This is a genomic window from Crocosphaera watsonii WH 8501, from assembly GCF_000167195.1.
GTDB lineage: Bacteria > Cyanobacteriota > Cyanobacteriia > Cyanobacteriales > Microcystaceae > Crocosphaera > Crocosphaera watsonii.
In genome coordinates this window covers 1-13,127 of sequence record NZ_AADV02000118.1, presented here as the reverse complement: position 1 = coordinate 13,127, position 13,127 = coordinate 1, and the positions used below count along the sequence as shown (strand labels likewise).

The 13,127-nt window shown below is 36.3% G+C and carries 14 protein-coding genes, 1 other RNA gene and 2 pseudogenes; 10 read left to right on the top strand and 7 right to left on the bottom strand.

Features of this window, described 5'->3' with window-relative positions:
* The first annotated feature begins 287 nt into the window (after nucleotides 1–287).
* Nucleotides 288–1,097: an SDR family NAD(P)-dependent oxidoreductase gene (locus CWATDRAFT_RS24230; protein ID WP_007307471.1), complete on the top strand. Its 810-nt coding sequence runs from the start codon at nucleotides 288–290 to the stop codon at nucleotides 1,095–1,097.
* A 29-nt stretch (nucleotides 1,098–1,126) separates the two neighbouring features.
* Here CWATDRAFT_RS24230 and CWATDRAFT_RS40435 read toward each other — a convergent pair whose 3' ends face one another.
* Complete coding sequence (locus tag CWATDRAFT_RS40435) at nucleotides 1,127–1,267, bottom strand: hypothetical protein (RefSeq protein WP_232287191.1); 141 nt, start codon at nucleotides 1,265–1,267, stop codon at nucleotides 1,127–1,129.
* Between the two features lie 4 nt (nucleotides 1,268–1,271).
* On the opposite strand from CWATDRAFT_RS40435, the gene CWATDRAFT_RS24225 reads away from it, so the two are divergent.
* The 3 genes and pseudogenes from CWATDRAFT_RS24225 (at nucleotide 1,272) to CWATDRAFT_RS24215 (ending at nucleotide 3,865) form a co-directional block, all read left to right on the top strand.
* Nucleotides 1,272–1,853: a helix-turn-helix domain-containing protein gene (locus tag CWATDRAFT_RS24225; RefSeq protein WP_007307472.1), complete on the top strand. Its 582-nt coding sequence runs from the start codon at nucleotides 1,272–1,274 to the stop codon at nucleotides 1,851–1,853.
* A gap of 64 nt (nucleotides 1,854–1,917) precedes the next feature.
* Nucleotides 1,918–2,298: pseudogene (locus CWATDRAFT_RS24220) on the top strand (transposase); the annotation flags it as partial.
* 70 nt (nucleotides 2,299–2,368) lie between these two features.
* Nucleotides 2,369–3,865, top strand: a pseudogene (locus CWATDRAFT_RS24215) (IS66-like element ISCwa4 family transposase).
* Between the two features lie 420 nt (nucleotides 3,866–4,285).
* Here CWATDRAFT_RS24215 and CWATDRAFT_RS24210 read toward each other — a convergent pair.
* Nucleotides 4,286–5,452, bottom strand: a complete 1,167-nt coding sequence (locus CWATDRAFT_RS24210; RefSeq protein WP_007307470.1) for a cysteine desulfurase family protein — start codon at nucleotides 5,450–5,452, stop codon at nucleotides 4,286–4,288.
* Between the two features lie 128 nt (nucleotides 5,453–5,580).
* Here CWATDRAFT_RS24210 and CWATDRAFT_RS24205 point away from each other — a divergent pair, with 128 nt between their 5' ends.
* Together CWATDRAFT_RS24205 and CWATDRAFT_RS24200 are read left to right on the top strand one after the other, a co-directional pair.
* Entirely contained in the window at nucleotides 5,581–5,760 is a 180-nt protein-coding gene (locus tag CWATDRAFT_RS24205; RefSeq protein WP_007309522.1) for a DUF6888 family protein, read from the top strand.
* Nucleotides 5,760–5,957: a DUF6887 family protein gene (locus CWATDRAFT_RS24200; RefSeq protein ID WP_007309521.1), complete on the top strand. Its 198-nt coding sequence runs from the start codon at nucleotides 5,760–5,762 to the stop codon at nucleotides 5,955–5,957. The genes CWATDRAFT_RS24205 and CWATDRAFT_RS24200 overlap by 1 nt, the downstream gene beginning before the upstream one ends.
* A 159-nt stretch (nucleotides 5,958–6,116) precedes the next feature.
* Here CWATDRAFT_RS24200 and CWATDRAFT_RS37650 read toward each other — a convergent pair whose 3' ends face one another.
* Entirely contained in the window at nucleotides 6,117–7,637 is a 1,521-nt protein-coding gene (locus CWATDRAFT_RS37650) for a protein kinase domain-containing protein (RefSeq protein ID WP_007307469.1), read from the bottom strand.
* A gap of 900 nt (nucleotides 7,638–8,537) precedes the next feature.
* The gene (locus CWATDRAFT_RS24190; protein WP_412093255.1) at nucleotides 8,538–9,314 is read right to left on the bottom strand and encodes a peroxiredoxin-like family protein; all 777 of its coding nucleotides are present in this window, start codon (nucleotides 9,312–9,314) and stop codon (nucleotides 8,538–8,540) included.
* A 138-nt stretch (nucleotides 9,315–9,452) separates the two neighbouring features.
* Between CWATDRAFT_RS24190 and hisF the strand changes: the two genes are divergently transcribed.
* On the top strand, nucleotides 9,453–10,247 hold the full coding sequence (hisF, locus tag CWATDRAFT_RS24185) for an imidazole glycerol phosphate synthase subunit HisF (protein WP_007307476.1): 795 nt from the start codon (nucleotides 9,453–9,455) through the stop codon (nucleotides 10,245–10,247).
* Nucleotides 10,248–10,320: 73 nt separating this feature from the next.
* Entirely contained in the window at nucleotides 10,321–10,512 is a 192-nt protein-coding gene (locus tag CWATDRAFT_RS24180) for a hypothetical protein (RefSeq protein ID WP_007307477.1), read from the top strand.
* A 38-nt stretch (nucleotides 10,513–10,550) separates the two neighbouring features.
* Here the strand turns inward: CWATDRAFT_RS24180 and ffs are convergent.
* From ffs to CWATDRAFT_RS24170, 3 genes are all read right to left on the bottom strand, one after another.
* An RNA gene (ffs, locus tag CWATDRAFT_RS32430) (signal recognition particle sRNA small type) lies at nucleotides 10,551–10,647 on the bottom strand.
* 61 nt (nucleotides 10,648–10,708) lie between these two features.
* The gene (gatC, locus tag CWATDRAFT_RS24175; RefSeq protein WP_007307467.1) at nucleotides 10,709–11,005 is read right to left on the bottom strand and encodes an Asp-tRNA(Asn)/Glu-tRNA(Gln) amidotransferase subunit GatC; all 297 of its coding nucleotides are present in this window, start codon (nucleotides 11,003–11,005) and stop codon (nucleotides 10,709–10,711) included.
* Nucleotides 11,006–11,029: 24 nt separating this feature from the next.
* Entirely contained in the window at nucleotides 11,030–11,551 is a 522-nt protein-coding gene (locus tag CWATDRAFT_RS24170; protein ID WP_007307466.1) for a photosystem I assembly protein Ycf3, read from the bottom strand.
* A 243-nt stretch (nucleotides 11,552–11,794) separates the two neighbouring features.
* On the opposite strand from CWATDRAFT_RS24170, the gene CWATDRAFT_RS24165 reads away from it, so the two are divergent.
* Both CWATDRAFT_RS24165 and CWATDRAFT_RS24160 read left to right on the top strand, forming a co-directional pair.
* The gene (locus CWATDRAFT_RS24165) at nucleotides 11,795–12,817 is read left to right on the top strand and encodes a ligand-gated ion channel (protein WP_007307478.1); all 1,023 of its coding nucleotides are present in this window, start codon (nucleotides 11,795–11,797) and stop codon (nucleotides 12,815–12,817) included.
* A gap of 79 nt (nucleotides 12,818–12,896) precedes the next feature.
* A partial coding sequence (locus tag CWATDRAFT_RS24160) for a DUF4277 domain-containing protein (RefSeq protein WP_007307479.1) occupies nucleotides 12,897–13,127 on the top strand: 231 nt, incomplete at its 3' end.

Here is a 13,127-nt window from a genome sequence, read left to right as displayed (position 1 = left end):
TTGGAGGAGATAGAATCGAGCTCGGTACCATTTGGCACGTCTTGCCCCCCATTTGCAAATGATTATCATTATCGTTCATTCTCAATAAGCTCTCTGGTTGCCGACAATTGTTTAGGGTCGGGTAACAGAGAAAAACCGCTCTGGACTTACTTTTCAACCTACTTGTCACCCCGTGAGCTATCGCGCTTATAGTGCATCCCCATTACCAGCTAAAATTTCTAGAGAATGTAAATATTTGTTAAGATAGGATTGACAGAAAAAGATTGTTGATTTTTTGAGAATAAAAAATGACTCCCACCGCAGTAATTACTGGTGCCTCAGCAGGAATTGGTCAAGCCACAGCTATTTTGTTGGCACAAAAGGGCTATAATCTCGTCCTTGCTGCTCGCACAAATGACCGTCTAGAGGCTGTAGCACAGCAAGCTATAGAACTTGGGAGTCAAGTTCTGGCAATTCCCACTGATGTCACCGACGTAAAACAGGTCAACAACCTAGTCGAAAAGGCCCTCGATACCTACACTCAAGTTGATATCTTGATCAATAATGCAGGTATCTGTATGACAGCACCAATGAGCCAAACAAGTCTTGAAGATTGGCAAAAAATTCTCAATGTTAACTTGTGGGGCTATATTTATCCTATCCATGCTCTGCTACCTCACTTCCTCTCACGTCAGCAGGGAACTATCGTCAATGTTGGTTCCTTTGGGGGAAAGATGCCTCTACCGAATATGACCGCATACTGTACCAGTAAGTATGCCGTAACTGGCTTAACAGAAACCTTGCGCCTGGAATTGGAACCAAAGGGAATTCATGTCTGTGGGGTACATCCAAGTGTGACTAACAGTGATTTCCTCGAAAGGGCTGTTTTTCGAGGGCCACAAGAAACCTACTCCGAACAAATGCGAGCTTCGATGAAAGACATACTCAACAGCCCTCTTGCCAGTCAACCGCAAGATGTAGCTAAAGCGATTTTTCAGATAATTGAGCATCCCCAAAGGGAAGTAGTGGTAGGGACTGGGGCGATCGCCACAAGTCTCTATAGCTTAGCCCCTAGCTTAAGTCAGTGGCTTCTGCAACAGTCTCAGGGCAAGTCGTAGGCTGTTTTCTTTTTATTCATTGATCCTGACTATGAAACCATCGTTTCCCGTGCATCCAAGTTGCCACCACTGAGGGTAACTTGGATGCACGGGGAAGAAGAAAAGGTAACTAGTGCAGCTTGGCGAAAGTAATCCACCAGATTTTTACAGAAAGTTTCGTGACTAGCCACGACAATGTGTTTCAATGAAACTAACGGAAGAATCTCGAAGTTGATGTCCATGATAAAAGCATTGCCAATTAACCTCTCCAACCTACAGAAAACAGTACTCCAACAAATAGTGAGAGGGACAACAAACCCCTATCGCCTTGTTAGACGAGCCAAGCTAATCTTAGCCGCAGCATCAGGAGAGAGCAATAGTTCGATTAGTCGAAGATTAGAATTAGACCGAGTACAAGTGCGTCAGTGGCGATCGCGATGGTTTGAGGAGAGAGAAAAACTGAGTGCCGCCGAAGAACAACAGGTAACGGAGAAAGCATTAATGGTCTTGATCAAAGGAATTTTAAGCGATCGCCCAAGACCTGGAACAACAAAATCCTTTACGGTCGAACAAGTAGTCCAGATTGTAGCGATCGCTTGTGAAGAATGTGAAAAATCAGACAGACCAGTGAGCCATTGGACACCTTCAGAGTTGGCGGATGAAGCCATAAAAAGAGGAATTGTCGAAAAGATTGCCCCCCGTAGTGTGGGGCGTTTTTTAAAAAGAAGCGACATTACAACCACATCTCGTTCGTTACTGGTTAAATGCCAAAGTTGATGATCCCTTAAAATTTAAAAAGCAAGTCAAATATATCTGTGAACTTCATCAAGAAGCTAAAACTTTGTTAGAACAAGGAATTCATTTAATTAGTACAGATGAAATGACAGGGATTCAAGCTCTTGAGAGATTATTTCCGAACAAAAGAATCAAGCCTAAACAAGTAGAAAAAATCGAATTTGAATATGAAAGACACGGAAATTTAAGCTTGATTGCGAACTGGGATGTGGCAAGAGGAAAAGTTGTTAGTCCCTCTATTGGACCGACAAGAACAGAACAAGATTTTTCTGAACATATCCAGAGAACGATTAAGATTGATGAAAAAGCAGAATGGATTTTTATTGTAGATAAACTCAACACTCATAAATCGGAAAGCTTAGTCAAATTAGTAGCAGAAAGCTGTGGAATTACTATTGATTTGGGGAGAAAAGGAAAGGAGGGGATTTGTAATTGCTCACCGCAATAAAGAATCTGTCTTGACAACATAAAGGTAAAATCGGGGATTTTTATGTATAGTGGGGGTTATGACCACAAATGCTACCATTGATTCAAAGCTAGTTAGAGCTATCGCCGATGAACAGTTGGCGAACAATGTCTTCATGATTGAGTGGCTAGTCAAGGCACAACAACAGTTATCTCTTCAACAAAGACTGATTGACCAGCAACAACAACAAATCTCTACACAACAGCAAGAAATTGAAAAATTGAAAGAAGAGAGAGATAAGCTAAAAAACCGTAACTCAAAAAACAGTTCAGTCCCCCCATCATCAGACCAACTAAAAAAGCCTTCTGACAAAAAGAAACGCAAAAAAGGATTTAAACGCGGACCAAAATATGACCACCCAGGGAAGACCCGTAATGGTTTTGGTCAGCCCGATAAGATAGTCCCTTTAGAACTAGAAAACTGTCCTGTTTGTGGGGGTTCAGTGGAACGAGATGAAGTAGTTCCCGAAAAAGTCCAGCAAGTGGCTGAAGTAGTAGACCAACCCATAGAAATCAGGGAATATCGTCGCGGATTCTATAAATGTCCTAGTTGTGGATAGTCAGATTACAGTCCTGTTCCATTGGGAGTTAAAGAAGGATTCAGTTATGGGGCGCGATTAAGTAGCATCGTGGGCTGGCTTGGCTATGGGGGTAATCTTACATGGCGTAAACAGGAATATTTTATAGAGTATGTCTTTGGCATTCCCATTTCTCAAGGGAGCCTTGCCAAAATGCACAAATGGTTTCAAGAAAGTTTAGAACCCTTGACCCAACAGTGGTTAAAGTACATCCAGCAGCCAGGAATCCGATGTGTTGACGAAACCAGTTATTGCATCGATGGCATCAAGTATTGGGTTTGGGTAGCCACATCAAATGAGGTCTGTGTGTTGATGTTGGCTCCCACTAGAAGCTCCGCAGAAGTCGAGAAATTGTTAGGAGCAGATTTTAAGGGCATCCTCACCAGTGACTGCTATAGTGCCTACTTTAGACAAAGTGCGATGGCCAAACAGAAATGTCTGGCACATTTAGAACGAGAGTTAGAGTCCCTTAAAACCAGTCGTTTTCAAGCGAATCGAGAATTTGCTGCCGATGTACAGCAAGTTTTAGCAACCGCCCGTATCCATTATCGTCATTATCATGCTCGAAATTTAACCCTTGAAGACTTAGGCTCCAAAAGAACAGAAGTCGAGAACTCACTGCAAAAGATTTTTAAAGCAACTCCCAAAAAAGGATGGCCTTATGATGCACAAAGATTGATTAACCGTCTCAAACGTCATTGGGAAGAGTGGTTCACCTTTCTAACTTATCCTGAAGTCAAACCAGATAATAATGATGCTGAGAGAGCTTTACGTCCCATTGTCATTCACCGCAAAGTAAGTGGGGGAGCAAGAAGCGACTGGGGTGCAGAGTTAGTCACCCAAATGTTCAGTTTTTTAGAGACCATGAGATTACAGGGGCAAAATGCCATTGTCCAATTATGCGAATTATTTTCATTAGCTGGTCGGAGTCCCCCAGGATTAGAGATGTAAAAGGCTCCGGAGCCGATGGGGGATAGATTTTTCTTGATCGCCCTATCTCTCTGCACAAAAATACAAAAGGTTAGCTGATAATCTCCGCTAACAAAAAACTATCTTACTATTCTTTTTTTTTCTCATATTGTTGTTTTTATTTGAGGTTTTTAAAAGACTTGATTCTGGGAATGTTAGTCATTAAAATAGCCGTAATAAATTAGCTTAAATTTTACGCTAAATCACAGGGCTTATATTTTTGTTGACTCAACTGATGTTGTTTGTAGTGCTTTTCAATAAGACTTTTTTGTTGCGGTGAGCAGTTACCTATAGCACACTAACTAAATTATACAACTGTTTTGAACCAGAGGCTATCTCTGAAGATTTCTTTAACGATATAGAGTTCATGATGAGTTAATAATAAGTTCCAAAAATTAATAATTAATGGTTAATAATTGTCTGACGTAAAGATTTGACTGTATCAATAATTAGTTTACTTATAATATCAATTTCTTGGCAAGTTGTGAATCTGCCTAAACCAAATCTTAGGGAACTATAAGCTAGTTTATCAGAATGACCTAATGCTTTGAGAACATGGGAGGGTTTTGTTGTGGTTGAGGTACAAGCTGAACCGGAAGAAAGAGCAACATTCCCTTGTAAAGCTAATAATAAGGCTGCTCCATCTACCCCTTCTATACTAACATTAATATTTCCTGCTAGTCGTTGTGTAGGATGTCCATTAAGATGCACTCCTTCTAAGCTTAGAAGTTGTTTTTGCAATCTATCTCTTAGTTCGGTTTGACGTTTATTTTCTGTTTCTAGTTCCTCTAATGATAACTCAATAGCTTTGCCAAATCCGACTATTTGAGGTGTATATAATGTTCCTGATCTTATCTCTTTTTCCTGTCCTCCACCGTGTAATTGTGGGGCAATATTAACTCTAGGATCACGACGACGAATATATAAAGCACCAATACCTTTTGGACCATATACTTTATGAGCAGTTAATGATAGTAAATTGATGTTCATTTCTTTGACATCTAAAGGTATTTTTCCAATAGCTTGTGCAGCATCGCTATGAAATAAAACATCTTTTTTTTGACAAATTTCTCCTATTGCTTGTAATGGTTGTAATACACCTATTTCATTATTTGCTGTCATTACTGACACTAAAATGGTTTCATTACGAATACTTTTTTCTAATAACTCTAAATCAATTAATCCATCTTTTTGTACAGGCAAATAGGTTATTTCAAAGCCTAATATTTCTAAATATTTACAGGGATCTAATACTGCTCTATGTTCGCTTTCAACAGTAATTATGTGTTGTCCTTGACTAAAATAAGCTTCAGCAACACCTTTGATCGCTAAGTTATTTGCTTCCGTTGCACCACTGGTAAAAATTATTTCTTCGGGACTACAATTAATAGCATTAGCGATAGTTTCTCTAGCTTTTTTAACTGCTGCTTCTGCTTCCCAACCATAGAGATGATTAATACTGGAAGGGTTGCCAAAATGTTCAGTAAAATAGGGTAACATTGCTTCTAATACCCTTTTATCCATTGGGGTTGTGGCATGACAGTCTAAATAGATAGGACGTTGAGACATAGGATTAATTTTAGGTTGATAATTTATGTTTAATGTATAAACAGTAACACAGCTTTCTAAACTATAACAAGTAAGATAGTTATGTTAAAATTAATAGCAAGTACAATCAATTTAATAGGGAGTGAGGGTTGCCAACACAAATACAATCGTTAAAAGCGGTAATTTTATGTCAATTACTTTCTAATAGTTTTCAGCCTATTTATGTATTTCGTTATGATAATAAATACAAAACAATTTACATTCAAGCTGGGGCATCTGAAAGTATCGCTGTTATCATTAATGCTGATGGAGAATGGGAGTTTGTCTAATGTATAATTTGAAAGAAATGACTGTTACTGAATTAAAAGAATTTATGGCTGAAAATAGAAATGATGACCAAAAATTTAGTGAAGCTTTAGGAGAATTATTACGTAGAAATCCTAATCGTAAAAAATATCCTGCTAATCAATCTTTTGAGGAGGTTGGAAAAATTATTCAGGAAAAAATCAAGGAATCTCATAATTAGTTTTATAATTTTTGTAGGGTGGACAAAGTTTTATAAATTATTAAGGAAGTCAGATAAGTATCTAACTTGCCCACCTTACTATCTAATAGATTTAGCTAATATTATAACATATTCAAAAGGTTAAGTTTTTTTATACATAGATTTATCGATAAAAATTACTTACAATAAAGTAAGTAAAATTAAGATCAAGATAATACTTATGATTCCCACAAAGATAATATTTTTTCTAGAACTGGACTTATTAACTATTTTTCCATTTACTTTAGATTGTATTACTTGAATTTTGCAGTATTTTTTAATATCTATCTGTGAGTAAGTATTAGCAAAAATCTCACAGTTTTCGACAGTTCCTTGACCTTTATTATAAACATATACTCCACTTTCTTTACCATCATGAATCTGACAGTTACGAATAGTAGGATTAGCTGCTACACCATGAATTGCAATACAAGATAAAGAATCAGAAGTAATATCACAATCATCTAAAATTAATTTACCTTGAGGAATATCTACAGTAGAATATTTATTATTATTAGTTCCTGCTTTCCCTCGTAAAGTTAATCCTTTAACTAAAGCTTTATCCGTTTCCATTAAAATACAATCAGATTCTGTACTTTCAATAATAATATTTTCCCTTAAACCATCCCCAATAATCTCTACTTCCTTATTGATAACTAAACCTTCTTTATAAGTTCCTGGACGTACCATAATCTTTGTTCCAGGTTTTGCATTTTTAATCGCTTCACTGATACTTTTATAATGATACTTATCTATACCAGTCTGACAAACAATGAGGATTTTCTCACCCAGATAAGGTGATAATGTTTGTAAAATTACTTGAGTATTAGCAGGACGTTGAGTTGCTTTTCTTGCCATTAAAATATCCAAAAAATCAGCCAACTCTTCACTAATATCTCCTGCAAACTTACGCCAGTTTAATTCATCATTATGAGGATCATATATATCAGCATCAGTAGGTTCTTTTCCTGTCAATAAATAGACAAAAGTACGCCCCAAAGCATAAAAATCAGATTGAGGTACAGCAAAACCTTTTTCTTGTTCCGGTGGTGCATATCCAGGGGTATAAATTCCTGTATTTTTATTATTTGACATGATAGTTGCTGTCACCTGACGTACTACACCAAAATCAATTAAAGATAACTGTCCATTGGGTTGAAAAATAATATTAGATGGTTTAATATCTAGATGAAAAAGGTTGTTGCTATGGACAACATCTAAAATTTCTACTAATTGTTTTAACCACTCCAAAGCTAACTTTTCATCAATGGGACGAAATTGACGATTTCTTTGATATTCTTCTAAGTCCATACCTTCTATTTTTTCCATCACAAAACAATGAATAGGGGTCTGACTATCTCTAGGAAAATAAATAAATTCTCCTTCACCTTTGGGAATACCAGGATGATTTAATTGAGGGAGAATATTAGCTTCTTGTTCAAACAATCTTACAGCATCAGGATGATCATTGTTTAAAACTTTAAGGACCTTATGAACATCATTATGAGTCACCTCATAAGTTACAGCAAACCCTCCTTTATCACTCAATAAACGAATAACCCGATATCTTCCATTTAATAATAATTCCGAACCACAAGTAATACAAAATAAATGCTTATCTGAATTTTTGGGATGAGAACAATTAGGATTAATACAAAACATTTTTAGAATTTATAATTTATAATACTGATAATTCAATAATAAATGATTATAACATTTTTCCATATTTGTAGGGTGGGTAAAGTTATTTAGGTTATCAATATTTGCGAAAATTATATATTTTGCTCACCTAAATATTTTAGCTTTATCAAATATTTTTGATAACAACAATGTTTGAAAATGGGTTAAGAAGGTGGGCAATTTTTTATAGATTACCATTAGTTAAAACAAGTACCTATTTTGCCCACCCTACGGTTTTTATAGTCATGAAAGAGTGTTGATAATAATAATGTTTGAAACTGGGTTAAGAAGGTGGTAAAACTTTTCTAGATTACCATTAGTTAAAACTGATAATTCAATAATAAATGACTATAACATTTTTCCATATTTGTAGGGTGGGCAAAGTTATTTAGGTTATCAATATTTGCGAAAATTATATATTTTGCCCACCTAAATATTTTAGCTTTATCAAATAGTTTTGATGACAACAATGTTTGAAAATGGGTTAAGAAGGTGGGCAATTTTTTATAGATTACCATTAGTTAAAACAAGTACCTATTTTGCCCACCCTACGGTTTTTATAGTCATGAAAGAGTGTTGATGATAATAATGTTTAAATTGGATTAAGAAGGTGGGAAAACTTTTCTAGATTACCATTAGTTAAAACTGATAGTTCAATAATAAATGATTATAACATTTTTCCATATTTGTAGGGTGGACAAAGTTATTTAAGTTATCAATATTTGCGAAAATTATATATTTTGCCCACCTAAATATTTTAGCTTTATCAAATAGTTTTGATGACAACAATGTTTGAAAATTAGTTAAAAAGGTGGGCAATTTTTTATAGATTACCATTAGTTAAAGCAAGTACCTTTTTGCCCATCCTACGATTTTTATAGATTAGGAATCAAAGGATAAAAAAGACAAAGGATTACTCATATTTTCGGCAAAACCAAGAATTCCTTGATCTCGATGTTCATATAATAACTCTCCATTTTCATCAAATAAAAATGTTGCTCCTCTTTGGGTTAAATAAGCAGCATCGGGAACATAAGTTTTCCAATTATTCAATACTTCTGTCATATTCCTTAATCTTAAAGTTGCTAACTCAAAAGGTCGCTGAAATGTTTCGCCTCCTGCTAAGTTAAAAAATGAACCTTTTAAGGGAGGTAAAATATTTGTCTCAACAATTTCTTTCTCTCCAATTAATTGAGGGGCTTTTTTATCCCCAGTATATCCCCTCAAAACTTCTTTTAAAGTTCCTTTGCTACCAATTCCAGCACACATTAACATTAAATTAACCCAAGCATTTTGACTCTGATTAAGGGCTGGAATTTTCCAGGTTAACCCTTCATATAAACCTAGTTTTTTATGAATACTCGCATCAGGATCAATGAATAAGTTTTCTTGAGGAAAATCTGTATATTGACAAAACTTTAAACCTGAGTTGCGATCGCCAATACCAATAGCTCTGACTGTGATATTATTAGCGATAATTTCTGCGGATTTTTTGTTCAACCACCAAGCATATTCTAGGCTATCAAAATCCCCTAATTGTGACCAAAGTAAGACTAATAAGCGAGAGGGTGATGGAGAGTTGGTTAGAAAAGGAATTTTCTGACCATCACTCACCCGTAAAGCTTCCGTTTCTTTTAAAGACTCAAAAATCTTCATCATTTTCTCCCAAAAAACAAAACATAGAAAAAAGCCCCATTCTTGACCCATTAAGCTTAAAATCAATGGAAATTTAACCAGGGGTGCAGCTAAATTATGTCAAGATAAAAATAATCAATAACTAACCGAAAAACCTAATCAATGTTAGCCAAAAGAATTTTACCCTGTTTAGATGTTAATGCAGGCCGTGTGGTTAAAGGAATTAATTTTGTGGATCTGCAAGATGCAGGGGACCCCGTAGAACTAGCTAAGGTGTACAATGATGCGGGGGCAGATGAATTAGTATTTCTCGATATCACCGCCACCCACGAACAACGAGATACCATCATTGATGTGGTTTATCGTACCGCAGAAGTGGTATTTATTCCCTTGACAGTTGGGGGAGGCATCTCAACCTTGGAACAGATTAAACTTTTGTTAAGAGCCGGTGCAGATAAAGTGAGTGTTAACTCATCTGCTGTTAAAGATCCTAACTTTATTAGTCGAGCTAGCGATCGCTTTGGTAAACAGTGTATTGTGGTGGCTATTGATGCCAAACAACGCCATGATCTCAGTAACCCTGGATGGGATGTTTATGTCAGAGGGGGACGAGAAAATACTGGCCTGGATGCGGTGCAATGGGCTTTAGAAATGGAAAAAAGGGGTGCTGGTGAACTATTGCTCACCAGTATGGACGCAGATGGAACCCAAGCTGGTTATGATTTAGAGTTAACCCGTACTATCGCTGAACAGGTAGAAATTCCCGTTATTGCCTCCGGAGGTGCAGGAAACTGTCAGCATATCTACGAAGCATTGACAGAAGGGAAAGCAGAAGCAGCTTTATTAGCTTCTTTGCTACATTATGGGCAATTAACTATTGCTGACCTCAAAAATTATCTCGGCGATCGCAAAATCCCCGTGCGCAGTAGCCCTGAATACATCTTTAGAAAACCTTGATTTTTCAGGATTTTTGATTGTCACCTCAAAAATGTGTATTAAAATAGAAAAGAAACTTAACATTTTTTAAAATATGTTAGCACCTATTTTAATACTCGACGTCGCCCTAGTTGCTTGGTCACTGCATTTGATGCAGGAGGCCGTTAATCATCAAGAGTTTTCCCTAATGTTAGCAGGCATTTTAGTCGCCCTAGCTGCTGCTGCCATGCTAGTTGTCTATTTCCTCATGGGTAATTGCTTGGCTTACTTGACAAATCTTTCTTAATATGCCAGTAGAATTCTATAAAAATTTTTATCAAATAAAAAGACTCGGAGTCCACGCCTATCACAAGCATCCCGTATTGCTGCTACCTTCCGGTCCTGACAAGGTTTGGGCGTTGTAATTGCGTAGGTCCAAGTCAATTATTATTATAACATAAAAGTATGCCAATCAGACCCCGTAATTAATTACGGGGTCTATATTATTCTTCGTCGGTGTTAAGAATTTGAGGAACCCTAAAAAATTCTCCCTCTGGGTTTGGGGCCTCTTCTAACAAAGCAGCGCAGTCGCCATAAACCTCTGATTTATCCTGACGAGTGATATTACTTAATTCAATGGCACGGGTAGTGGGAGGAACATTCTCTGTATCTAACTCGCTCAACTGCTCGAAATAGTCTAAGATGCTGCTCAGTTGACCGGAAAATTGTTCTTCTTCTGCGGAGGTAATATCCAAACGAGCTAAATGGGCGATCCTTTGGACTTGTTCTTTGTCTAACATAGATAAAGTTTCCTGTAGTTTGCTTTAGAAAAAGACATCCATTTCTGAGCGTCCTGTAATTTTAAGCCAATTTTGGGCTTCAATGTAGTTATTTGGGGCAATACGGATGGCCTGTTTCCAATATTCTGCTGCCTTATCAAACAAAGCTTCCGCTTCGTTTGTGTCACCTTCAGACTTAGCTTTTTCCCCTTGATAATGGTAGATAACAGCAATATTATTTAAAGCTGAGGGCATTTGTGGGTTTAACTCAACCGCTTCTTGATAATAGTTGAGGGCTTTTTCGTGTTCCCCATTACTGGCGTGGATAATGCCGATATTGTAAAGGATGTAACTGCGATCGTTGCCATCCTCTTCTAACTTCAGTGCCTCATAATAGTTATCTAAAGCTTCAGCATATTCCCCGTCTGCCTGGGCTGACATACCATCTCGATAGTAGACAAAAGCTTCTTTGGCTTTTTTGTTGGCTGGCAAAATTTTGAGGAGGATATCTGCCATTACAGTAAAGCTTTTATCGATAAAATTATCATTACGTTGAGTTCTAGGCATAAATTTAGGGTTAGAGAGAAAATAATATTCCCATTTTATCAAAATTTTCCCCAAGCTATTCCCTAAATGGGATGTTTGGCACTTAGTTGGACCCAACTATTTTAGATAACCAGGAATTTTTGCTTAAAAATTAAATATAAAATTTTTAGCTTCGATTAAATTTAACCCTTATCATATTAATTAGAAGTAAGATTTAGTCAGTGTTTGGTGTGAATACTGAATCAGCTTCAATGTTAAGAATTCATGACAATTCGCTTCTCTGCAAGAATACAAATGGCTGTTACCCAGGATAAGAAAAAGCATTGGTTTATCCCTCACGATCAGGCTATTCCCAGACCCAATGATGATCCAGAAATCACACAAATATTAGTCGGAATTTATACCTTAGATTTAGCCAAAATTAATGAAGTCGAGCAAACGGTTTACATTGATTTTTATCTAGGTTTACAGTGGTATGATAGCCGTTTCGATTCGGCTTTATCTAATACTAATCTTTCTCCTTATCAGCGCAAACTAGAAGAAGTTTGGCAACCTAATCTTCATATTATTAATCAACGCAATTTAGATAAAGAGTTAGATGAAATTGTTCATATCAATTCTCAGGGAATTGTTACCTATCGACAACGATATTATGGTAAATTAGCAACAAGCCTTGACTTAAGGAGGTTTCCCTTTGACGAACAAACTATTAAGATTGAACTAATTTCTTTTAGTTATTCACCTGAAGAAATTCATTTTGTCGAAGCAGAAGAACTCAATGGAATTAGTTCTGAAATTTCTTTAGTTAACTGGTCTATTATCGGACTTAGTAGCCATAGTCATGCCCATTATTTACAACCAGAACAACAAGATTATGCCAGATTTGACTATGAAATAAAAGTCAAAAGACACTCCAGTTTTTATGCTTGGCGGGTGCTATTTCCTGTGGCTTTAATTGTGTTTATGTCAGACTTAGTTTTTTGGTTAGAACCTACACAAATTATTCCACAAATTACCCTAGCTACTGCGACGATGGTGAGTTTAATTACTTATCAGTTTATTCTACGACAAGAACTGCCAAAAATGAATTATCTTACGGCAGAAGATAAAGTGATTGTGGGGTCAATGTTATTGGTGTTTATTGCTTTAGTGAAATCTGTTACCAGTATCAACTTAGTTGCAGGAGGTTATCGTGAGTTAGCCTTATCTTTAGATGATATTTTAAAACCCAGATTCCGCACTTCAAAAAGTAGCATTAAATACTACAAGCCTGGGGTTAATAATTAAGTATAATTGCTTAAGCTCTTGAAGACAAAAAAGTGGGATAATTGTTTAAGTTGTTTCCTCTGTAAAAAAAGAGCGAAAAATGTCTTATTTAGAAGAAATACAAGTTAAAAATTTAGACCATTTAGGGATAGTAGCTGGTTTAATTGATGAAATAGGAATAGTCAAAATAATTAATAATAAATTAGGAATAGATGTTAGAGAAAAAATCTCAGCAGGTACAGTAGTTAAGTCTATTTTAATCAATGGACTAGGATTTGTTTCAAGACCTCTATATTTATTCAGTCAGTTTTTTCAAGATAAAGCCATTGAG

What these genes read in the sequence shown, in the direction of transcription:
- CWATDRAFT_RS24230 (WP_007307471.1), top strand. Translation starts at nt 288, where the DNA reads ATGACTCCCACCGCAGTAATTACTGGTGCCTCAGCAGGAATTGGTCAA.
- CWATDRAFT_RS24225 (WP_007307472.1), top strand. Translation starts at nt 1,272, where the DNA reads ATGTGTTTCAATGAAACTAACGGAAGAATCTCGAAGTTGATGTCCATG.
- CWATDRAFT_RS24210 (WP_007307470.1), bottom strand. Translation starts at nt 5,452, where the DNA reads ATGTCTCAACGTCCTATCTATTTAGACTGTCATGCCACAACCCCAATG.
- CWATDRAFT_RS24200 (WP_007309521.1), top strand. Translation starts at nt 5,760, where the DNA reads ATGTATAATTTGAAAGAAATGACTGTTACTGAATTAAAAGAATTTATG.
- CWATDRAFT_RS37650 (WP_007307469.1), bottom strand. Translation starts at nt 7,637, where the DNA reads ATGTTTTGTATTAATCCTAATTGTTCTCATCCCAAAAATTCAGATAAG.
- CWATDRAFT_RS24190 (WP_412093255.1), bottom strand. Translation starts at nt 9,314, where the DNA reads ATGATGAAGATTTTTGAGTCTTTAAAAGAAACGGAAGCTTTACGGGTG.
- hisF (WP_007307476.1), top strand. Translation starts at nt 9,453, where the DNA reads ATGTTAGCCAAAAGAATTTTACCCTGTTTAGATGTTAATGCAGGCCGT.
- CWATDRAFT_RS24180 (WP_007307477.1), top strand. Translation starts at nt 10,321, where the DNA reads ATGTTAGCACCTATTTTAATACTCGACGTCGCCCTAGTTGCTTGGTCA.
- gatC (WP_007307467.1), bottom strand. Translation starts at nt 11,005, where the DNA reads ATGTTAGACAAAGAACAAGTCCAAAGGATCGCCCATTTAGCTCGTTTG.
- CWATDRAFT_RS24170 (WP_007307466.1), bottom strand. Translation starts at nt 11,551, where the DNA reads ATGCCTAGAACTCAACGTAATGATAATTTTATCGATAAAAGCTTTACT.
- CWATDRAFT_RS24165 (WP_007307478.1), top strand. Translation starts at nt 11,795, where the DNA reads ATGACAATTCGCTTCTCTGCAAGAATACAAATGGCTGTTACCCAGGAT.